At 42.5% G+C, this 20,623-nt stretch carries 21 protein-coding genes; 2 read left to right on the top strand and 19 right to left on the bottom strand.

The window, feature by feature from the left end; translation table 11 throughout:
* Window positions 1–110 precede the first annotated feature (110 nt).
* Window positions 111–1,952 (top strand): hypothetical protein, encoded by a 1,842-nt coding sequence (locus tag ACUNWA_RS13365; RefSeq protein WP_445592426.1) that lies wholly within the window; start codon window positions 111–113, stop codon window positions 1,950–1,952.
* A gap of 374 nt (window positions 1,953–2,326) precedes the next feature.
* Here ACUNWA_RS13365 and ACUNWA_RS13360 read toward each other — a convergent pair whose 3' ends face one another.
* From ACUNWA_RS13360 to ACUNWA_RS13275, 18 genes are all read right to left on the bottom strand, one after another.
* The gene (locus ACUNWA_RS13360; RefSeq protein WP_445592425.1) at window positions 2,327–3,127 is read right to left on the bottom strand and encodes a M48 family metallopeptidase; all 801 of its coding nucleotides are present in this window, start codon (window positions 3,125–3,127) and stop codon (window positions 2,327–2,329) included.
* Between the two features lie 101 nt (window positions 3,128–3,228).
* Window positions 3,229–3,786, bottom strand: a complete 558-nt coding sequence (locus ACUNWA_RS13355; RefSeq protein ID WP_445592424.1) for a helix-turn-helix domain-containing protein — start codon at window positions 3,784–3,786, stop codon at window positions 3,229–3,231.
* Between the two features lie 113 nt (window positions 3,787–3,899).
* Window positions 3,900–4,445, bottom strand: a complete 546-nt coding sequence (locus tag ACUNWA_RS13350; protein WP_445592423.1) for a hypothetical protein — start codon at window positions 4,443–4,445, stop codon at window positions 3,900–3,902.
* A 4-nt stretch (window positions 4,446–4,449) separates the two neighbouring features.
* Window positions 4,450–7,353: a chemotaxis protein CheB gene (locus ACUNWA_RS13345; RefSeq protein WP_445592422.1), complete on the bottom strand. Its 2,904-nt coding sequence runs from the start codon at window positions 7,351–7,353 to the stop codon at window positions 4,450–4,452.
* A gap of 454 nt (window positions 7,354–7,807) precedes the next feature.
* Window positions 7,808–10,126 (bottom strand): glycosyltransferase family 4 protein, encoded by a 2,319-nt coding sequence (locus tag ACUNWA_RS13340; protein ID WP_445592421.1) that lies wholly within the window; start codon window positions 10,124–10,126, stop codon window positions 7,808–7,810.
* A 103-nt stretch (window positions 10,127–10,229) separates the two neighbouring features.
* Complete coding sequence (locus tag ACUNWA_RS13335; RefSeq protein ID WP_445592420.1) at window positions 10,230–11,330, bottom strand: AI-2E family transporter; 1,101 nt, start codon at window positions 11,328–11,330, stop codon at window positions 10,230–10,232.
* 2 nt (window positions 11,331–11,332) lie between these two features.
* Window positions 11,333–11,725 carry a hypothetical protein gene (locus ACUNWA_RS13330; protein ID WP_445592419.1) on the bottom strand — a complete coding sequence of 131 codons (393 nt, stop codon included), beginning with the start codon at window positions 11,723–11,725 and terminating at the stop codon, window positions 11,333–11,335.
* 5 nt (window positions 11,726–11,730) lie between these two features.
* Window positions 11,731–12,075: a phage holin family protein gene (locus ACUNWA_RS13325; protein ID WP_445592418.1), complete on the bottom strand. Its 345-nt coding sequence runs from the start codon at window positions 12,073–12,075 to the stop codon at window positions 11,731–11,733.
* A 130-nt stretch (window positions 12,076–12,205) separates the two neighbouring features.
* The gene (locus ACUNWA_RS13320; RefSeq protein ID WP_445592417.1) at window positions 12,206–12,478 is read right to left on the bottom strand and encodes a YtxH domain-containing protein; all 273 of its coding nucleotides are present in this window, start codon (window positions 12,476–12,478) and stop codon (window positions 12,206–12,208) included.
* Between the two features lie 74 nt (window positions 12,479–12,552).
* Window positions 12,553–12,741 carry a hypothetical protein gene (locus ACUNWA_RS13315; protein ID WP_445592416.1) on the bottom strand — a complete coding sequence of 63 codons (189 nt, stop codon included), beginning with the start codon at window positions 12,739–12,741 and terminating at the stop codon, window positions 12,553–12,555.
* Between the two features lie 342 nt (window positions 12,742–13,083).
* The gene (locus ACUNWA_RS13310) at window positions 13,084–14,679 is read right to left on the bottom strand and encodes a glycoside hydrolase family 130 protein (protein ID WP_445592415.1); all 1,596 of its coding nucleotides are present in this window, start codon (window positions 14,677–14,679) and stop codon (window positions 13,084–13,086) included.
* A 106-nt stretch (window positions 14,680–14,785) separates the two neighbouring features.
* Window positions 14,786–14,971, bottom strand: a complete 186-nt coding sequence (locus ACUNWA_RS13305) for a Thivi_2564 family membrane protein (RefSeq protein ID WP_445592414.1) — start codon at window positions 14,969–14,971, stop codon at window positions 14,786–14,788.
* 128 nt (window positions 14,972–15,099) lie between these two features.
* Window positions 15,100–15,309 carry a hypothetical protein gene (locus tag ACUNWA_RS13300; RefSeq protein ID WP_445592413.1) on the bottom strand — a complete coding sequence of 70 codons (210 nt, stop codon included), beginning with the start codon at window positions 15,307–15,309 and terminating at the stop codon, window positions 15,100–15,102.
* 1 nt (window position 15,310) lies between these two features.
* On the bottom strand, window positions 15,311–15,466 hold the full coding sequence (locus tag ACUNWA_RS13295) for a lmo0937 family membrane protein (RefSeq protein ID WP_445592412.1): 156 nt from the start codon (window positions 15,464–15,466) through the stop codon (window positions 15,311–15,313).
* A 42-nt stretch (window positions 15,467–15,508) separates the two neighbouring features.
* A complete protein-coding gene (locus ACUNWA_RS13290) occupies window positions 15,509–15,862 on the bottom strand; it encodes a hypothetical protein (protein ID WP_445592411.1) in 354 nt (117 codons plus the stop codon).
* A gap of 174 nt (window positions 15,863–16,036) precedes the next feature.
* Window positions 16,037–16,468, bottom strand: coding sequence for a response regulator (locus ACUNWA_RS13285; RefSeq protein ID WP_445592410.1), 432 nt, complete (start codon window positions 16,466–16,468; stop codon window positions 16,037–16,039).
* Window positions 16,465–18,474: an ATP-binding protein gene (locus ACUNWA_RS13280; protein WP_445592409.1), complete on the bottom strand. Its 2,010-nt coding sequence runs from the start codon at window positions 18,472–18,474 to the stop codon at window positions 16,465–16,467. Before ACUNWA_RS13280 ends, ACUNWA_RS13285 begins: the two co-directional genes overlap by 4 nt.
* Window positions 18,475–18,479: 5 nt before the next feature.
* Window positions 18,480–19,073 carry a helix-turn-helix domain-containing protein gene (locus ACUNWA_RS13275; protein WP_445592408.1) on the bottom strand — a complete coding sequence of 198 codons (594 nt, stop codon included), beginning with the start codon at window positions 19,071–19,073 and terminating at the stop codon, window positions 18,480–18,482.
* Window positions 19,074–19,480: 407 nt separating this feature from the next.
* On the opposite strand from ACUNWA_RS13275, the gene ACUNWA_RS13270 reads away from it, so the two are divergent.
* A complete protein-coding gene (locus ACUNWA_RS13270; protein ID WP_445592407.1) occupies window positions 19,481–20,149 on the top strand; it encodes a hypothetical protein in 669 nt (222 codons plus the stop codon).
* Between the two features lie 192 nt (window positions 20,150–20,341).
* Here ACUNWA_RS13270 and ACUNWA_RS13265 read toward each other — a convergent pair.
* The coding region (locus tag ACUNWA_RS13265; protein ID WP_445592406.1) for a hypothetical protein at window positions 20,342–20,623 on the bottom strand (282 nt) is incomplete at its 5' end.

Below are 20,623 nucleotides of genomic sequence, written 5' to 3'. Positions count from 1 at the left end.
AAACAAAACATGACAACAGAATGACCAGGAAAGACAAAAATTGAACACTGGGAAAGACCAGATTGATAAGTTGTCGAACAACCATAACTATAAAAAATGGCGGTATTCCTATGTGGCTCAGAACTATCTTCATACTTCTCATTGTTCTGCTTGCAACCAGCAGCTCTGCATTTGCCGGGCAAACTCCTGAAAAACAAGATTCGACCCGTTTTTACGAAAATATTGAAGCCTATTCGGAAGTCGGCAACTTCACCCGCTTTATGTACCGGCTATTTTTCGAACCAATTGTGCCCGATCCTGTAAAAAACAAAGGCGAAAAACCAATTTATGCGAGGCAGGAGCAGAAGCCGTACCGAGTTTTTGAAGGAAAAATCATCCGGAACATCACAGTCCAAGCACTCGATCCGTTTGGTACTTCCATTGGCGACACCATCCATGCATCGCTCAATTGGTTCTCGAAAACCGGGAACAAACTACATGTAAAATCTCATTCGATCACGATCAAAAATCTGCTGTTGATCCATCATAATCAAGTTTTTGATTCTCTGCTGATGAAAGAATCAGAACGATTGGTCCGCAGCAGAAATTACATTCGTGATGTTGCCTTTTTTGTTGAATCTGCTTCGCCGGGCTCTGATTCAGTCGACATTTATATTCGCACGTTGGATATTTGGAGCATTATTCCAAGCTTCTCAACCTCAAGTTCGCGCACGACCATTGGGTTTACTGATGATAATGTTATCGGGCTGGGCCACGAATTTCAAAATGAGATTGCCCGAAACTATTCTGAAGCCGATTATTCGTACCACACCCGTTACTCCATTCCGAACATCAAGAACACTTACGTTAGCGCAACCTTGGACTACGCCGTTGACGGCGATCGTTATTTTAACAAAAGCCTGACGATTGAACGCCCGTTTTTTTCGCCTTTTACAAGGTGGGCCGGTGGCGTTCATTTTATGCAACAATTCACCAATGATTCAATCCCCACAGGCGATGCCCTTTACAGGGAAAACCGGTTTAAGTTTAACGCCCAGGATTATTGGGTGGGAGCTGCCATTCAATTAAATAGAGTCAATCCAGCCTATCGCCGGGGGACAAATTTTATTTCGACCATCCGCTTTTTGCGGGTTCGTTATCTTGACAAACCTGGAAAAACAGTTGATCCGCAGGGATTTCATTCAGATGAAAATTTCTTTTTAGGAAGTATTGGCGTGTCTGCTCGAAGGTATGTTCAGGACAAATACATTTTTAAACATGGGATCACGGAAGATGTTCCGGTTGGAAAGGTGTACAACCTAACCGGAGGTTATCAGGAAAAAAATGCGATTGCCCGGTTTTATTTGGGTGGACGATTTTCCTTAGGTGATTATTTTCGGTGGGGTTTTTTGAGTTCCAATATTGAACTGGGTACGTTCATTCGTGCGTCGAATGCCAACCAGGGCGTAATTAAGATGGATGTTAATTATTTTACGGGCTTGATCGAAATTGGGCCGTGGAAATTCCGGCATTTTGTAAAACCCCATCTTACCGTTGGAATAAACCGCTTGTCGTTGGACAGATTGACACTCAATGAGGAATTTGGACTGAGCGGGTTTCGCAGTCGCGATCTGACAGGTGCCAGCCGGCTTTTATTGACGATCCAGACACAGTCGTATGCCCCGTGGGATTTTATTGGATTCACGTTTGGCCCTTTTCTCAACTACTCCATAGGGATGCTTGGCAACGAACGGATGGATTTTAAAAACAGCCCAGTTTATTCGCAGTTGGGTGTGGGTGTCTTAATCAAGAATGAGCATCTGGTTATGAATTCTTTTCAAATCTCCATTTCATTTTATCCGAGAATTCCCGGGGTCGGGCGAAATGTTTTGAAGCCCAACTCATTTTCGACGGGTGATTTTGGCTTTCAGGATTTTGAAATTGGGAAACCAGCACCCGTCTTGTTTCGATAAAACGGCATAGAAAAAAAGCCGGCTCAATTTGAATTGAGTCGGCTTTTCAGTAATAAATGTCTTATATATTTATAAACTACGCAAGTTTAACATTTACGACATTTGATCCTTTGCGGCCATCTTGAAGATCGAATGTTACTTCGTCGTTCAAACCTGATACGTGTACGAAATACTCTTCAGTTGATGCACCGTCTGTGATAAATCAAAAACCTTTGGATTCGTTGAAAAATTTTACTGCTCCTTTGTTCATAATAATTGTAATAAATAATGGCACAACGACACCTATAACATTCTTAACAAAAGATTGTCTGTCAGTTAATCGACATATGTCGCAGACGATGATTGCTTTGAATAGCACGTTTTTTGATTTTCGCTTATTTGCTTGCTACATAATATTTCAACGCCTCGGGCATAAACTGCTTTAATTTTCTCATGCGGGTATCATCAGAGGGGTGAGTACTTAGAAACTCAGGCTGCTTTGCTCCGCCGGCTGCCGACATGCGTTGCCAAAAGGAAATAGCTTCGCGGGGATCGTACCCGGCCATGGCGGCAAATATCAATCCGTATTGATCGGCTTCGGTTTCCTGCTGACGTGACCAGGGCAACATAGCTCCAAGCTGGGTGCCAATGCCGTACGACATCATAAACAGATCACTGGTCTGCTGTGGCTTTTGCGATAGAGCGACTTCCAAAGCGGCTCCTCCCAATTGCTGGACCATTGCCCGGCTCATCCGTTCGCTGCCATGCTTGGCAATAGCGTGAGCAATTTCGTGTCCCATAACGATGGCAAGCGCTGTTTCGTTTTGGGTAACCGGCAGCAGGCCGGTGTAAACAACCACTTTCCCGCCGGGCATACACCAGGCGTTCACGTCGTCACTGGTCACGGTGTTGAATTCCCATTGGTATCCTTCCAGTACTGATCCTTGTCCCCTGCCGTTATAATACTGCGTAACAGCGTTGGCAATACGCGCACCAACACGGTCAACCATTGCCGCACTGCTGTTTTTAGGATTTAAGGTGTTATTCTCTGCCAAAAAAGTCGTGTACTGGTTTGTGGCCATCAGTTGTAGTTCCGATTCCGGAACCAGGCTTAACTGGTTGCGCCCTGTTACCAGATTCATTGCGCATCCTCCTAAAAGGGAGGCGATTAGTAATGCTAATAGCATATTTTTCATGATTCGAAATATTAGGTGATCGCTTATCCTCTTATTTTATCCGAAGGTAAAACCATTGATATGATTAACTCTTACACAACTTCAGAAAAGAGTTACAACATTCACATATTTTCGAGGGGATTGCGTTTAATTTTAAGCTGCTTGTAGTGCGATGGGGTTAGTCCGGTCAATTTTTTAAATTGATTCGACAGGTGGGCTACACTGCTGTAGTGCATGATGTAGGCGATTTCGGTGACATTAAGCTCGTCGTAAACCAACAATTCTTTTACGCGCTCAACTTTGTGGCTGAGCAAAAAATGCTCGATCGTGATCCCTTGGTTTTCTTTGAAAAGGTTGGAAAGGTAGGTGTAATCGTAATTGAGTTTTTCGCTTAGGTAATCCGACAGATTCACCTTGATTTGTTCTTCGGAATAATGCACCAACTCAATGATAATATTTTTTATGCGCTCAATCAGTATTCCCTTCCTGTCTTCGATTATTGCAAGTCCCGATTCTTGCAGACCACTGTTTAGCTGCTCCAGCTCTTCAGGCGCGAGACTTTCCATAATTTCAACTTCCCCCAGCTCTACGAGAATATAATGGAGTCGAAGCTTTTTAAGCTCTGACTTCACAATCATCTTACAGCGATTACTTACCATATTTCTGATGTGAAGTTTCATGCTGCTTGTGCTTTAGGTAAACTAATTTTAGTTGATTCGAAAATCGGGTGTTGTCTAAATGTACTCATTTTAAGGCATTAAACAAGTACGAAAGACCATCGTTCGTTAAATGATCAGGTTTTGAAAGCTGAGATATCGATTGCCGACAACAGACATTGCCGGTCATCGTCGGTAACAATCCCTTCCATGTAAACCTGGCATAATGGTTTACTGTCGTACCCGAGTGTCACTTCGCACGATTCTTTGGCATGGCTGGTAAAAACCTTATTGAAAAAATCGTTGAATATGCCCCGCGAATCTTCGGAGATAAACAGTTTGAAGTTACTGTTAATTAGTTTGAAACGTTTGTCTCCCAACAGATCGGCGCCTGTAAAATTCAGTTCGCAAATACTACCATTGCCGTCGAGTGTGAAATAGCCCATCGGGGCCAGGTCGTACAGCATGGTGTATTTCTTTAGGGCAGTTTCAGCGGTGTCGTATGCCCGACGTAATTCTTCATTCTGCATTTCCAATTCAATCTGGTGCACTTGTAACTCGTGCACAAGCCTGGAAGCGTCAATGTCTTCAAACACGGCTTTTTTTTGCTTCGCCTTCAATTGTTCTTCGGCTTTTTGGCGCAGTGCCCGTGGATCGGTTAAATCTGGCTCTTCGTTCTGCATGGTTCTATTCTTTAGTCGTTATGATCATTCCTGTTGGTTCTTTTTGTTGATTGAGTAATCGCTTGACGGACCATTCAATCGTTGGTTTATTGTCTCCCGCTGCTAAAACTTGCATTTTCAATTTGCCATCTTTTGAGCTGCCGAGTATGTTGGTCAGCTTTTTCTTAATGTGTTCCTGTTCCGGCAACGGAATGAACAGCCGGATGAAATTCTGATCGGTCACTTCGGTTTTTACCTTTCCAAAAAACAGTTCCGCTTTAGGGTTGAACTCGACAATTTTAAACTCAGTTGTAAGTTTAATGATAACATCTGATACGGAATCGAGCAGTAAACGGTTCAGTTTTTCTGCTTCAAGCAAACGAACTTCCATTTGGTTAAGGTCGGAGATATTGATGAAAGTGATGACCAGTCCGTCAATCCGGTCATCGTATGTGCGGTAGGGCATAATGCGAATGGAAAACCACCGTCCGTCTTTTGTCGAAATTTGTTTCTGTATGAAAACAAGTGTGCGTAGAACTTCGCGCGCGTCATCAGCCAGATCAGGGTAATTAAGAACCGAGACCTGATCGGTAAATGGTCGGCCAATGTCGCTTTTTATAAGTTTGAAAATTTTGGTCGTCTGATTGGTGAAGCGGCGTATATTCAGTTCTTTATCCAGAAACAAGGTTGCAATATCGGTACTGTTGAGCAGGTTTTTCATGTCGTTGTTCACCCTTGAATAATCATCAACTTTCGACTGCAATTCAGCGTTCACCGTTTGCAGTTCTTCGTTCAGGCTTTGCATTTCTTCCTTCGAAGTCGTCAGTTCCTCATTGGTTGATTGCAGCTCTTCGTTTGTCGATTGCAATTCTTCATTGGTTGATTTCAGTTCTTCCTGCGACGTCTGCATTTCTTCGAGCGTGCCCTGCATCGACTCGCGCGCGTGTTGCAACTCTCTTTCCAATTCTGATTGTTTGCGACTGGCAATAGCCTTTCGGCCAGCCCTTGCGCTATTGTTGTAAATTTCGTGTACGTCAGTAAATACCACCATCACCATTCCCCGCAATGAATCAGGTTTTTCAATCCATTGAATGGTGACATCCAAGGTTTGTGAACTGCCATTGGTTTCAACCTTGATGTGGTGCAGAATTTCTTTCCCTTTGGATGCTAGAACTTTACGGAAGGCAAGCGGGAATTCGTTGCGTAAACCCTCACGCAGCATCGCAAAAATGTTCAGGTTGGCTTTACCGACTGCGGGTTCGAGGTATTTCCCGGTGTGTCCGCTGATGTAGACAATGTCGCCATTTTCGTTGACCAAAACAGCAGGAGGCGAAAACTGCTGCAACAGCAGCTGCTCTGCAGGAGTTTGAATATTTGAAGGTAGTTTGGTTGGCATTTGGGTTTCAGTTTTGCTCATATTCGCTCGTGAAAATGAGGAAGGAAAATCAACCAGTTCGGGCGTTAAGGTGATATTGGAGCGTTTGTATATTTTCAGTTTTGAATCAACGGTCGTAAAAAGCGGACTTTGTGTTCCAAGCGATTCGGAGCTGCCAAGCAGCATCAGTCCATCCGGATTCAGGCTGTAATAGAATAAACCAAGTAGTTTTTTTTGCAACTCATTATCAAGGTAGATCAGCAGATTGCGACACGTTAGAAAGTCTATTTTGGTAAAAGGCGGGTGCATGATAATGTTATGTTGCGCAAATACAATCATCTCCCGAATTTCAGTCTTGACCAGGTAGCTGTCTTCTGTTTTGACAAAAAACCGGTTCAAGCGTGTTTGAGAAACATCGGTAGCAATATTAGCGGGGAACAGGCCTTTTCGAGCTGTTTCGATAGCGCTTTCATCCAGGTCGGTTGCAAATATTTGCAAGGTAATACCACTATGTTTCTTGGCTTTTTCCAGTACTTCCCTGAAGACGATGGCCAGCGAATAGGCTTCCTCGCCGGTAGAGCATCCGGGAACCCAAGCCCTTAAAATTGATCCGTCTTTGGTGTTGGCAATAATCCCAGGCAAGATGGATTCCTTCAATTTTCTCCAGACATGCGGGTCACGAAAGAAGTTGGTAACGCCGATCAGCAATTCCTTGAAAAGAATATCTATTTCAGCGGGATTCTCCTGCAAAAAGTGAACATAGGAATTGATGCGGTCGATTTTATGGATGCCCATGCGCCTTTCAATGCGCCGATACAGGGTGTTTTTCTTGTAAAGCGAAAAATCGTTTCCGGTCTGGCTGCGCAGCAGGATAATCACTCGATCGAGTGCGCTTTTGTCTTTAACCTCAATTTGTGAATCAGGATTGAGGGTGGGGATGTGCTTGATAAGATCCATCAGCTTTGTGAGCAACTCTTCGGCAGGGGCAACGATATCGATCATCACCGAATCGATCGCATTGCGCGGCATGCTGTCGAATTTGGCCGTAGCAGGTTCTTGCGCCATGACAATTCCATTATTCTCCTTGATGGCATGGAGCCCAATACTTCCATCCGATCCCATTCCCGACAGAATGACACCGACACTTCGGTCGCGTTGGTCGATTGCAAGCGAACGAAAGAAGAAATCGATGGGTAACCGAAGTCCTCGTGCTTCCATTGGTTCAAACAGGTAAAGCACACCTTTTAAAATCGACATGCTTTTGTTTGGAGGGATGACGTAAGCGCAGTTTGGCTTTACCGTGGTTTGGTCTTTTACCTGATGAACCGGTATTTTGGAAACCCGTTGCAGCAATTCGGGCAACATGCCTTTTTGGGTAGGATCCAGATGCTGAATAAAGATATAGGCCATTCCGCTGTTCTCGGGAACCTTAACCAGAAATTGTTCAAAGGCCTCCAGCCCTCCGGCCGAGGCCCCAATACCAACGATTGGAAATAAGTGGGCATCCAAATCTGAGGTTTTCTTCTTGCTTGTTTTTGTTGATTTTTCTTTCACCTGTGTTGCGGTTGTTTACTTTGAAAATTTACATAAATGTACGATAAATTTTTGTACGGTATTAAGATAATTGAATCCGGCAGTGGTTGGATTTTTCGGGCAAATTGCAATTTATAGCAGACCTGAAAAGATCCTTGGAAACCTTCCAGTTTTGTTCAATCGCTAATGGTTTCGCCCCAAACTCCGCCCGGCTTTTGTTCAAACACGTAAAAACACAAAGTTGATTAGGAAAGATGAGACCCCCGAAGTGTCGGGCATCCCTCCAATCGCAAAATCCGATCTCCCTTTCTCTTCCTTCCTGAGGGGTTCATCTATTGGTGACCCACTTGTTTTTGAATTCTTCTTCAAAAATCTCAACGAATCCCAAGTTTTATCGGACGATTCGCAAGCTTCTGCGGACAAGGCTCGGGTTCTGTCAGGTTAGGTACCAACTCTGTCGAATGCGCTACTAACCTTATCTGACGGGTTCTGCAATCGTTTGGCTGTGGGTTGGTAGCTTCATGCCGAAGGATGCTTTCGAATTTTCATTTCCTGTCATGGTTAGCCTGGCCATCAGGTAGCTCACCGTTGATTCAGCTCCCTGATTGAGGTTCACATGCCATTCTTCCAAGCCATCGTAACATCCTCCGGTACATGGATTGTAAATGATTTGATGCAGCCGGTTTTCGCCTAAAAACCAATTGAAGGCAATATCCATTTTCAGACGATAATTCTCATGGTTTGTTACTTTGTAAAATTCACTTAAAGTCATGATGGTGTAGGCCACATCAATGGGCTGTTCACCAAACTGCCCGGCTTTCTGTCCTTTTTTTAGCCACTGTTTGTTCGAAATCACCTCGATACCATTTTCGTTGAAGGTTTGATTCAGCAGAAAATTGAAAGACGACAAGGCGATGTTTTTATAAGCAACATCCTTCGTTAGCAACCAGGCATACAACATGGCTTCGGGTAAGGTACTGTTTCCATAAGTGAGATAGCTTTCAAACCATTCCCATTTTTTGCTCGATTCATGTCTATACATCTGAACCATGCGACGGGCAAATACGTCGATCAGGTCGAGATTGTCCGAGTAATTGACCGCATTCTCATAATAATACAAGCCTTTAATTGTAAACGCCATGGCACGTGTTGAACGCACCATGCGCATGCGTGGCAATGATTTCTCAATCATGGCCCCGGCATCAGTAATCAGTTTCTTGGGTAGCAGGCCGGTTAATGAAGTCAAATAGCCCAGCGCCCAAATGGCCCTGCCATTCGAATCATCTAAATTCACATCTTTGTTCTGGTCGGTAAAACGGAGCTCTTTATCGACATAGTTTAAAAAGTCGCCTTTCGCTTGCTGGCAATACGCGATAAAGCTGAGGTATTTCTTGATCGCCGAAATAATCTTCCTGTCGCCTGTTGTTTCCAGGTACATGCAGGCAGCCACAAGGGCTCTGGCATTATCGTCAAGGGTGTATCCCGAGTTAATATCTGGTTGATTAACTTTTGAAAACTGAATGATCCCAATACGGGTGGTCATCTGCTTCAAATGGCTCAGGTTAATGGCGGGCAAGTTGTAGCGTACGGAAGCATGGTTGCCAGCAATTTTGTCGAACAACAACCGATGTTCAACGGCGGAATTCTCCCAAGCTGTTGAAACAATTTCCTGCAAGGTGTTTAAGCTGATGTTCCTCCGTAGCTTATCATTGTTGAGGAGCCGGACTACCGCAGTGGACAGTTGTTTTGAATTGCCAAAATCAAAAATAATACCAGTGTCTTTGGTCAGCACTTCCTTTGCGTGCGGTATGGGTGTAGAAATGATGGGGCAACCACAGCTCATGGCGTAAACAAAGGTTCCGCTAACGGCCTGGTTGGGATCGTTGGACGTAAACAGGTAGATATCCGTTAGCTGCAAATATTCGAGTAATTCCGGCAAATCCAGATATTGGTTCACAAAACGAACGTGATCCTGAAGATTCAGTTGTTTTACTTTTCCTTCGAGCATTTTCCTGTATTGTTCGCCTTCCGTTTTCGCGATCTCCGGGTGTGTTTTTCCTATAGCCAGAAAGATGGCCCGGGGGCATTTTTTCAGAATTGCCGGCATTGCTTCAATGGTGGTTTCCAAGCTCTTCCCTGAACTTAGCAAGCCAAATGTCGTCAGTACTTTTCGACCTTTCAGTCCGTGCTTCAGTTTTAACGAAGCTTTGTTTAATCGGGGAACCAAGTGGGTGCCATGGGCGATCACTGCTATTTTTTGCCGCGGCACATCATAGTCGGTCTTTAAAATTTCGGCCGAAGTATTGGTCATCACGATGATTGATTCGCATGCCGCTGCGATATGATGTAATTTTAGTTTAAATTGCTCATCAGGATTAGGTAAAACCGTGTGAAAAACAATCACAACAGGCTTCGAAACGGTTTTAAGGAGTTCCAGAAAAGCATCCTCCCGGCCATGAAAGAATCCAAACTCGTGTTGGATCAACACAATTTTAATATTTTGATCCTGGTTTATTTTGAGTGCCATTTTTTCGTAGTCGGCAGCTACGGACGTTTTCAATACAAATTCAACTTCATCCGGGTATTCATAATTCACATCATCGGCTTCCATGGCACAAACTTTAATCGACAGAGAGTCACTGAATTTATTATTCAACGACTTGATCAAGTCCTGCGAATAGGTTGCGATACCGCATTCCCTTGGTGGATATGAAGTCAAAAATAATACTTCAGTCTGCTCCGGTTGAGTCAAGGAATGGGCTTCATACTGTTGGCTATCGATATTCTTTCTCATATGATAAATTGTTAATTATTTGTTCCCAATTTTGATGAATTCACCGGGGTGCAGGAGATTCGGGAATTTGCTTTCGCCTGCTTCTTACATTAATCTTATGGCATTATTTTTTCTTAAAAATCGGGTTCAATTTCAAGAAGGAAGGCATGGTGTCTCCAAATAAAAATCCCCAGGGTTTTAAGGGTTCAATATGGTCGAAAATAAGCTTGACAATAGCAAGCAGCGGGATAGACAAAAACATGCCTGGTATTCCCCACAAGGCGTTTCCGGCAAAGACGACAATGATTGAAAACAGCGCATTGATCTTTACTTTCGAGGAAACGATGATCGGGACAATGTAGTTGTTGTCAATCAGCTGAATAATGTAATACAACACCAACACATAAACCGCGTACATGTCAGAAGTCTCAGTGGCCAGTGCAACAATCATCGGCAAAGCTACAGCTACCAGCCCTCCAACGTATGGAATGACGTTCAGCAATGCACCAATAATGCCCAGCAAAATGGCATATTCAATGCCCAGTGCCAGTAACGCAACCGAATTCATGACCGCAATAATTACCGCTTCAATAATGAGCCCGACAAGATAGCGCTGAACAACCGATTTGGTTTTAGAAATAATGGTACTTACCTGCGCCTGATCGCTTTTACCAAATACCTGGTGAAGAAAATCGACCAACAACGAATGGTAAAATAAGATGATGAAGACATAAACAGGCACCAAAAGCAATACCATGATCGTACTACCAATGGTTACAATTGTATCGCCAATGGCCGCTTTTCCGAGATTGAGCATTTCTTCTTTACCCTGTTCAATGTAGGCATTAACTTCTCCCGGGCTTATGTCGGCATAAACCGATAAGGCCGAGATTGCCTCGTTGATCATGTCGCTAATCCGGTCGACCATGATTGGCCACGACTGACTAAACTTACTGGCTTGCAACATGATGAGCCCCCCGAAAGCGGCAATAACCAGAAAGCTCAGAAATATCGTAATGATGATAGCAATTACGCGCTTGATACCCATCCGTGTAAAAAAGTTGATGACCGGATGGAGTACAATCGCAATAATGACAGCAAAAACCAAAGGCACAATAATACTGCGCCCAATGTAAAGCATGCTAATCAGCACATACAGCCCAATTAAAATGAGCGATGCTTTTGCGTAAAACGGAAGTTGCAGTATTTTATCACGACCTGTCACGGCTACTCTGGATTTGTTCCTTTATTATGCATAACATGATGGAAAGCAGACTGACCGATTGTTTTAATCGTGCCGCCGTGCTGTGCTATAAGATTGGTCACACCAAACTGCAGCACCAGGCCCAAAAGCCTCCTCATCTTATTACCTGATCCGGCAACAATAATCATTTTCGAAAGGTATCCGGAAACCAGCCCGATGGTCGTTCCCAAAATACTATTGCCCAGCGAGGGCGATGAAGTAACTTCGGACAATGCTCCTTTAATCAGGTTAACCGGTTTAAAACTTTCGTAGGTAATCAGCAATTGCGCCCTAAGTTGCTGGCCTTTGGCTGCATGCTCCACCTCCAGGGTGTGAATGGCATTCTTAAGCGCTTCTGTTGTAGTGACCGGGTTCATAGGATTTATTTTAGCACTTGTTTAATCAGCGAATTACCAACCGTCCGTTTTATCCATTTCCGCATAAAAAAATAGACCACAATTGCCATCATCCCCAAAAAGCCGGCTACTACAAAAAAGCCGTAATAGATTTCGCCCAGCATGTGGCTAATCCAGAGGGCTAAGCCAAAATTCAGAAAAATCGCAAAGAGTGAAACAATGACCAGGACAACCCCATTGGACAGCAATGATGACTTCACATGTGACATTTGATCCAGGGCTTTTAGCTTGGCCAATTCAATGCTTGTTTTTCCGTAGTCAGTCGCTCTTTCGATGAGCGATTCTATGGAGTTTATATTTTCTTCCATCATTTTTTGGACAGTATTTATTCAATTTTAAAAAATGGGCCCGCATCCTGAAATCGATAAAATAGAAGTAATCCAGTTTTATTGTTCTCAGTTACGGGCTCAAGTTTTATTGTAGGCGTAATTTTGTCTCTGTTTAAACAGATGCCGCTTCTTTCTTCGCAGGATTCGAATTGTGCATTTTTTGCTCTGCATATTCCGAAACACTTTCCTTGGTCTTTTCAAACCGTTCCGAAAGATCGTCCAGCAATTCGTTGATTTTTTCTTTTACCTCGTCGGTCAAAGCTCCGCTTTGTCTTCCTATCTTTTTGCGGGTAACTTTGCCTTTATGCGGTGCGAATAAAACTCCGGCCAACGCTCCGGCGGCTGCGCCTGCCAACACGCTTAATAATACATTTCCTGATTTCATAATTCCAATTTTTAAATGATAAATATATAATGTCATGGCTACAATCGCTTTGTTGGTATAGATGGCGCAAATGATCAGAAAAGTCTTGAAATGATTTTTAAAGTCTCTTCTTCTGTTGTTCCAAGTCTTAGCTGAAGCCTGGCAATCACTTCATTTTTTTTTCTTCCCGCAAGCACTTGGTCATTTTTTGTTAAGTCTGCAAATTTTTGTTTAAGCTTATTTTTACTCTTTTTCCAGCTGCTGTCAGCATTTATTTCAGTCATATCTTTCAATTCAAATTGCGCTCTATATACCATACAAAGGTGGCCTAACTGGCCTCGGAAAACGTTACACAATTCCGATTAACTATTACATCATTCACACATCATCAGCGGGATTGTGCTTTTTTTTTTAAAGGGTAGCTTGAAAGGAGAGCGTGGGTCAGGTATTTTATTCAAATTGAAGAAATAAGCTTGGGTGGTGAAAGTTTACCTATGAGTTGTATAGTAGTTTTTTTTAATATAGGATAACGCGAATTCTCCACAAAAAGCTGAAGTGATTCATTTTATTATCATTAATAGTTTCAAGAGGAGTTAATGCCCCTCCAATGACAGCTGAATGACCTTTTAATTCTGGTACGACTTACCTGAAGCTTTCAATTCGTCGAGCAATTCCCTTAAATTAACGGTCGCGTACGCTGAGGAATGGTCGGACATGGCGTAAGGTATAATCAGGTCGTTGTTATGAATAACGGAACCACAGGAGTATAACACATTGGGCACATAACCTTCTCTTTCTGATTCATTGGGAGCCATCAAGGGGCTTTTCAATCTGCCAATTTCAATTGCCGGATTCTCCAGATCAAACAAGGATGCTCCCAGTTTATACTCCCTCATTGGTCCAACGGCATGGGTAATTACCAGCCATCCATCTTCTGTTTCAATAGGCGATCCTGCATTGCCCATTTGCACCAAATCCCAGGGATATTTAGGTTGTTGCGTCATTTTTGCTTCACTCCAGAAATTGATCTTGTCAGAGAACGCAATGTAATTGTTTACAGCATCCATGCGGCACAACATGGCATATTTTCCTTTTATCTTCCGCGGAAACAAAGCCATTCCTTTGTTACGGGCGAGCTCGCCGTTGATCGGCAAAATTTTAAAATGATAAAAGTCAGTTGTACTAATCAGCTTAGGTAAAATGGTCACCCCATCATAAGCAGTATAAGTGGCATAGTAAGTTATTTCGCCATTTTCATCGATGAATTTGACAAAGCGGGCATCTTCAATGCCTTTTTGTTCGGTAACCGAAACCGGGAAAATAACCCGTTCAGAAATGGCCGAATCAATGGAAAAGTTGATCTCGTAATGCGATGAGGCCAACCACATGAGTTTGTTCAATACATTAATCTGTGCGTCTGAAGTATCCGGGTCTTTTAATGCCATGGAGACGTTCTTCATTAGGTCGCCATAGGTAAAGTTTTCGCCGAGCTTATCCAGGATGAAATCCGCTGACACAACATTTGCAGACTTTCGCAAAGGCTTCGGGCTGTCAGTAATAATTGGAGGAGTACCATCTTGCTGGTCGGGGGTTTCGTTCGGCTTGTTGAGATTCGCAGGAGGATGATCATTTTCTGCTTTGTTCATTTCAACTAATTTCTCCTGAAAAGTCTTTTTTTCGTAGAAACTCCGTTTTATTACATCGGCCTCAGCCAACATTTTTCCGACTGGTTCAACACGTAGGTCATTGTTTTTGTCAAGCACTCCTGTGCGGAATACGAGGGACGAAATATGGCCTTCGCCAGTCGCCCGAAAACTTAGGATAACCCTTTTTTCGTCGTCTCTCAATCCCGATTGGTCAGGATCTTCGACGACCGATGGATTAAAAAATGCTGCCGATTCAATCGAATATTCCATCGTAAAATAAGAGCCGATCAGTGCTTTCTGAGCAGGGCTCAAATCTTCTTCATTGATTTCAATCCTGTCGAATATGGGGGCCAAACGGGCAAAGTGCGTCTCAAATATTCGTGAAATATTCCGGTGTCTTCTCGAATACCGCCTAAGTAACTGACTCATGGCAATATTGACTTCTGTTTCGGGCATAGCCAGCACCTTCCGGATGATATCAGCCGATCGTTCATCATTTAAAAATAGAAACCGGGCGATTACTCTGGAAGGGTCAGGCGAGAATAATAAATTTTTTCTGAGGACATTTACTTGCATGAACAGGTTTTTTAAAACTGTTCAAATATCAAACAGCTTCGTTGTTTACATTAAACAGCAATTTTATGAAAAATTGTTTTTCATTTTTGTACGACGGATGCCTGATTTAAATCTGAACATTCATCAAGTAATTAAACACTCCAAACGCCTTGAGAAGCCAAATTACCAAGGCAATCACAACGACAATATTGAAGATTTGTTTGATCTTACGATCCATGGGGATGAATGAATTGATGATCCACAAAAGAACACCCACAACAAGGATTACAATTAGAATAGATAATAAAGGCATATGTACTAATTTTTAAAAGTTGGTGAAACAATATCAAATGATGCATGAATGCGTATTGGTCTGTAAATCGTCCACATACGGCATCCAGCAATGGGGTAATTTGGAACTGTTTTGGTTGATGTTTTCTTTTATTTCTTTCTATCAACCGCAACAACAACGATGCCTCCAACAATTAGCACTAAGCCAACAATGGGTGACCACTGGACCGGATGGTTCTTTTCCGCGTTGATCTGAATCGGGCCCAGATCGACGACATTCTCTTTGGTTACATAATTGAATCCGGTATAGACCATCATCATTATTCCGAGCACGATAAGTACAATTCCTAAGTTCTTCATCTTAAAGTACCCTTCGTCCCTGAATCACTCTAAAAATTACAGCAATGAGGGCAATAACCAGCAACACATGTATGATCCCTCCGGTATTATAGCCAACAACTCCGATCAGCCATAAAATGACTAATACAACAGCAACGATATAAAGCAAATTTCCCATAATAATTAATTTTTGGGGGTTATCGAATTTTCATGTAAATGCTTAAAGCAACAGGACAAGTAGGAGTATAACGATTATTATTCCTCCGGCTGAAAGGTAAATTCCACCGTTTCGGCTATCGGCAACCCTAGCTTCGCCATTGGCTTTCATTTCAGATCGGATGGTGCGAACTTCTTTTCGAAGCACCCGCTTTTCTGAAGCAGTAAGTGTTGATACATCCATGGCTTTTATTTCCATTAACCGGTCGATCCGGGCATTGGCTTCGGCTGACACAACGGTCACCTCAGTGGTGGTCTCCGCTGGAACCGTTACGGGTTCTGCATCAGCTCTCAATTCGTCTGGTAAAAATAGAAGCACCAGAAATAATGTCATTAAGGCAAGTGTTACTTTTTTCATTTGGATAAAATTAGTTTGTGAAGGTATTTTCACTATTCAAAGATCAGCACATCCAAGCCCAAAAGCATTACACAATTTTGGAAAAGAATTACATCATTCACACATTGCAGCTTGTTGATACTAACAAAGAAACCCTGAATTACAGAGGTTTTCAATAGATTGAAAAGAAATTGATCACATGCGATCCATATACCAGTTTAATTGCCTTTCGAGTTTTTGGGTTTCCAAAATGGTTGAGATGATTTTTTTCAGCCGCAGGAAGGCAGTTTCGCTTTTAACAACATAGTCAGTTGCCTTGTTGCGCATGCAGTTAATGGCTACATCGATTTTATCCTGAGAAGACAACATGATCACAGGAATTTCTGGGTTGAATGCTTTAATCTCATCCAGTGTGTCAATCCCGTTGATGGCGTCGGGGTCTACCCCGTTCAGATTATAATCTAAAATGATCACGTCCGGGCGGTGTGACAGGCTTTCAATGCAAAGCTCACCGGTAGCAAAAGTTTCGATGTCAAAATTGGCTTGCTCCATGAATTCTATTTCCAACAGTTTCAGGAACACGGCGTCGTCATCGACCAGGAAAAGTTTTATTTTATTTTTGTTCATGATGTGGTGTTTTTTATCCGGTTTAACTCTACTCTTAATTCATTACAGGCTTGCGTGCAAACGGTTTCGAGTTGCCCTACCAGCTCCGATATTTCTCCCATCTGTTGCTGTGTGCTGGCATATTCCTGAACCCTTTTTGCCAGGTTTTCGGATTCGACTCCCATGCCCATGATTGAAAAAGAAGGGATCATTTTATGAGCAGAAGCGTACAGCAGGTTCCAGTCTTTTTCAATCAAGCCTTTTTTCATGTTTGAAATTAAGGATGGTGTTTGTTCCAGATAAGCCGAAATCATTTCCATCATTAGTTTCGGATGCGATTTGGTTCGGCCATTTAAGTATTCTAAATTAATACAGCTGTTTACGATAACTTCATCAATGATTTTTGCTTGCGATTCGCTAAGGTTTTTGGGAGCTGTTTTTTTAACGAATGCAACTATTTTGCTGTACAATAAGCGTTCGTCCACTGGCTTGGCAATGTAGTCATCCATTCCAACGGCTTTACATTTGTCCAGATCAACAGTAGTCACATCGGCCGTTAAGGCGATGATCGGGATTTGCAATTTCATCGTGCTGCGGATGTAATCAGTTGCATCAAACCCATTCATTTCAGGCATCTGCAAATCCATTAAAATAAGGTCGTAGGTTTTAGCCCGAAGCTTTTCAATAGCAATTTTTCCGTTCTCGGCAATATCGAGTTCAAAACCGAAATCATCGAGTAAGGTTCGCATCAGAAGTTGGTTGAGTACGATGTCTTCAACAACCAGAATGTTTATATTTTCAAGTTCGCTGTCCAACTCAATGACCGCTGAATCAAATTCAGCATCTTCAGAGGTTTTCAGGAAATTTAGCGTAAAGCTAAATGTTGAGCCCTGGTTAACCGTGCTTTCTACGGTCACCGTTCCTCCTTGTGATTCAACCAATTGTTTAACGATAGCCAAGCCCAGGCCGGTTCCTCCATAAATGCGTGAAGTTCCGCTTGTCGCCTGCTGAAAGTTCTCAAATATTTTTTCCAATTTTTCTTCGGCTATCCCTATTCCGGTATCGGCAACTGAAAACTGGATGGTTGTTGTTTTCTCATCTTCGCTTCGTAAACTTACGTCAACCGTGATTTTCCCCTTGTTTGTAAATTTAACTGCATTGCCCACCAGGTTTGAAATAATCTGGTGCAGGCGGATCGGGTCGCCAACCAAAATTTCAGGAATATTTTGGTCGTACTCCATGACTAGGTTGAGATTTTTTTCGTGAATTTTTGTTTCAAACAAATGAAGCATGGCCGAAACAGAAGCCGCTATTTTAAAGGGGGTTTGTTCGAAAGTCATTTTTCCGGCATCTACTTTTGCCAGATCCAGAATGTCGTTGATCAACACAATCAATGCATCGCCACTCAGCTTGATTGCTGCCAGGTATTCCTTTTGTTTGGCAGTCATTTCGGTCTTGAGTAATACTTTGGTGAAGCCGATAATCGCATTCATGGGGGTGCGGATTTCATGGCTCATATTCGACAAAAACTGCTGTTTGGCTTTCACCGCGTTTTCGGCAATCCGTGTGGCATCTTCTGCTTTTAATTTGGCATCTTCGGCAATATCAACGGCCAGTTCGGCAAATACAATGGCTTCGGTTAGCTCATTTGCAACCCTTTTTTGCTCGGTCACATCGCGGGCAACAATTACCGCACCCAGCACATTTCCTTGGTCGTCTTTGTAAACCGAACCGTTAAACAAAACATCGGTCAATTTGCCATTGGCATGACGAAGCGTTAATTGCGAATCGGCAACCGATTCTTTTGCAAATACTTCCTGATAAATCTGATGGGCTTTTAGAGGCTCCGTGAAATAATCGAGAAATCCGGTTCCTTTCAGTTCATCTCGAGATACCCCGGTCGTGTTAACCAGGGCCTCGTTCATATCAGTAATTTTTCCCTTGGGGCTGATCACAACCAAGGGCGCGCGACTGGCTTCGATCAAGCTGCTGGCGTATTGTGACTGGTGCGACCTCGTTTGTTCCATTTTTGTTAGTTATTAGCGCCATCGTTATTCAATAAAATTCCGATGTGTTCAATCGGACTGCGTCTTTGACCCTTCAGCTTTTTAAAGTGCGAAGGAGTAAGGCCCGTCATTTTCTTAAATTGATTGGATAAATGGGCCACACTGCTGTAATTCATCTTCCATGCAATCTCTGTAATATTCAGCTCGCCGTAAATAATCAATTCTTTAATTCGCTCAATTTTATGTGCAATAATGAATTGCTCAATGGTCATTCCTTGTATTGCTGAAAATAAGTTAGAGAGATAGGTGTAATCGTGGTTTAATTTTTCACTTAGGAAGTTGGAAAAGTTAGTTTTGATTAAGTGATCTGAGTGATGAACCATTTCGATGATGGTATTTTTAACTTTTTCAATCAAAACAGCTCGTTTACTGTCCATTAGCTCAAATCCCGAATTGAGCAAAGCAATTTTTACCTGCTCGCGCTGTTCTTCGGAGATGTTCTCCATAATTTCAACCTCACCTAAATCGACCATAATGAAATGTAGTCCAAGCCTTTTGAGGTCTTCCTTTACCGCCATTTTGCAGCGGTTGCTTACCATATATTTGATATAGAGTTTCAAATTATTTTTTTGAGAAGTCTGTGTAAAGGTCACAATATATTCAGGATAAGTGTTACATAACTTCCTGAAAAAGTTACACAATTCACACATTAGAGGAGATGATATTGTGTAGGAAGTTTGTGTTTGCCAGAAGTTTTTGTCCATATACCTCTGATCATAGAATCAAGTGTTCTTTGCCGTTTTGGGCAATGAATGGTCACTTTTAAAATTTCCTTGTCCTCAATTTGAAGGAAAATCGATACTTGTTCTCATTTGCATCGTTTCTCATCAATCTCAAATCCCCACTCAATTCAACCCAAAACCCGTCACCCCACACCCCCTGAGCAATTTTCATTTAACAGCATTTGTTTTATTTATTAAGTTTAATCCTTCGTAACCAGGGCCATTGAAAACAAAGAGAACAGAAAATGGATGCACTAATACGCAAAGCCGGGCAGATTTTGTACCTATTGGATTTAAGGATCCGGAAACTGCGTTATTACAGGATTCTTCGAAATCATACATCCATGATCATCTCTATTGGGATTTTCCTGACGGTAATTTTTTTGACGGTATTATGGGAGCTGGGATATCCTGCCGAAAAGGCGGTTATGTATTCCATTGGTTTAAGCGTTGTGTTCTTCATTCTGCTGGTTTTAATAGGGGCATACTACGAAGCAAAACGTTTGCAGGCCAATGAACTCAATTCGTGTTTTCATTTCACCCACTCCAATATGAATGGTATCGTCATTTCAGAATTGGGCTTTTCGGAAACGGCCCGTGAAAACCTGAACCTTGTGCTCAATAACCTTCAGCCCAAAAGTAAAATCGACTTCAAACTGGTTTCCGACAACCGGATTGCGGCGGATTATAAAAAAGTTCTAAGAGTTATTCATTTACTGATTGTTGGCGGGATCAGGGATTTCAAAAAAGAACAAAAGGAATTGCTCTTTAAATTCGTGGAGGACAACTTCACGTTGAATGGATCACCGGTAAACCGAGCCAGTTTTAATTCCCGGTTTTCGGAACTGGTCAACGAAAAGGAACTGGAATTCCAAACTAACCTGGAGCCTTTTCAAAAGACACATCGGAAATAGACGGTATTTCTCCCATAATCGCCCCATAATCAAAAATACTTTTTTGATGATCAGCTAGATGCGAGCCTATATTCGCTGATGACAATTTGTTGCAACTGGCAACATTCGTAATCATCAAAAGTATCAGCCATAGAAAATGAAGCGATTATTTCAAAAGCGGTCCTAAACGAACTCAAACAGATCAAAAGCCTGCTATTCGAAAACAAGACGGTTTTCAATGTTGAAGATTTCTCGCAGTACACCGGGCTTTCGAAAAGCAAAATCTACAAGCTGCCTAGCAAGAAACTCATCCCGACAGGGAGCAATGCCAACATCTGCCAAAAGTTTTTCTATAAGAAAGACATCGATGAATGGCTGATAGGCTTTTCCCGCGAAGACCTGCAAACAGAAGAAGCTTTTGTAAGCATTCGGTAAACCCCGTCTTGTTTCATGTAAAATTAGCATCCTGCTTTCAAAGTTTCTCTTAAATGTTCG

The sequence above is a fragment of the Sunxiuqinia sp. sy24 genome, assembly GCF_052677165.1.
This window is presented reverse-complemented; position numbering and strand designations above follow the sequence as displayed.

What these genes read in the sequence shown, in the direction of transcription:
- ACUNWA_RS13340 (WP_445592421.1), bottom strand. Translation starts at nt 10,126, where the DNA reads ATGAGAAAGAATATCGATAGCCAACAGTATGAAGCCCATTCCTTGACT.
- ACUNWA_RS13285 (WP_445592410.1), bottom strand. Translation starts at nt 16,468, where the DNA reads ATGAACAAAAATAAAATAAAACTTTTCCTGGTCGATGACGACGCCGTG.
- ACUNWA_RS13295 (WP_445592412.1), bottom strand. Translation starts at nt 15,466, where the DNA reads ATGGGAAATTTGCTTTATATCGTTGCTGTTGTATTAGTCATTTTATGG.
- ACUNWA_RS13365 (WP_445592426.1), top strand. Translation starts at nt 111, where the DNA reads ATGTGGCTCAGAACTATCTTCATACTTCTCATTGTTCTGCTTGCAACC.
- ACUNWA_RS13270 (WP_445592407.1), top strand. Translation starts at nt 19,481, where the DNA reads ATGGATGCACTAATACGCAAAGCCGGGCAGATTTTGTACCTATTGGAT.
- ACUNWA_RS13300 (WP_445592413.1), bottom strand. Translation starts at nt 15,309, where the DNA reads ATGAAGAACTTAGGAATTGTACTTATCGTGCTCGGAATAATGATGATG.
- ACUNWA_RS13305 (WP_445592414.1), bottom strand. Translation starts at nt 14,971, where the DNA reads ATGCCTTTATTATCTATTCTAATTGTAATCCTTGTTGTGGGTGTTCTT.
- ACUNWA_RS13330 (WP_445592419.1), bottom strand. Translation starts at nt 11,725, where the DNA reads ATGAACCCGGTCACTACAACAGAAGCGCTTAAGAATGCCATTCACACC.
- ACUNWA_RS13350 (WP_445592423.1), bottom strand. Translation starts at nt 4,445, where the DNA reads ATGCAGAACGAAGAGCCAGATTTAACCGATCCACGGGCACTGCGCCAA.
- ACUNWA_RS13315 (WP_445592416.1), bottom strand. Translation starts at nt 12,741, where the DNA reads ATGACTGAAATAAATGCTGACAGCAGCTGGAAAAAGAGTAAAAATAAG.
- ACUNWA_RS13355 (WP_445592424.1), bottom strand. Translation starts at nt 3,786, where the DNA reads ATGAAACTTCACATCAGAAATATGGTAAGTAATCGCTGTAAGATGATT.
- ACUNWA_RS13310 (WP_445592415.1), bottom strand. Translation starts at nt 14,679, where the DNA reads ATGCAAGTAAATGTCCTCAGAAAAAATTTATTATTCTCGCCTGACCCT.
- ACUNWA_RS13360 (WP_445592425.1), bottom strand. Translation starts at nt 3,127, where the DNA reads ATGAAAAATATGCTATTAGCATTACTAATCGCCTCCCTTTTAGGAGGA.
- ACUNWA_RS13320 (WP_445592417.1), bottom strand. Translation starts at nt 12,478, where the DNA reads ATGAAATCAGGAAATGTATTATTAAGCGTGTTGGCAGGCGCAGCCGCC.
- ACUNWA_RS13280 (WP_445592409.1), bottom strand. Translation starts at nt 18,474, where the DNA reads ATGGAACAAACGAGGTCGCACCAGTCACAATACGCCAGCAGCTTGATC.
- ACUNWA_RS13290 (WP_445592411.1), bottom strand. Translation starts at nt 15,862, where the DNA reads ATGAAAAAAGTAACACTTGCCTTAATGACATTATTTCTGGTGCTTCTA.
- ACUNWA_RS13325 (WP_445592418.1), bottom strand. Translation starts at nt 12,075, where the DNA reads ATGATGGAAGAAAATATAAACTCCATAGAATCGCTCATCGAAAGAGCG.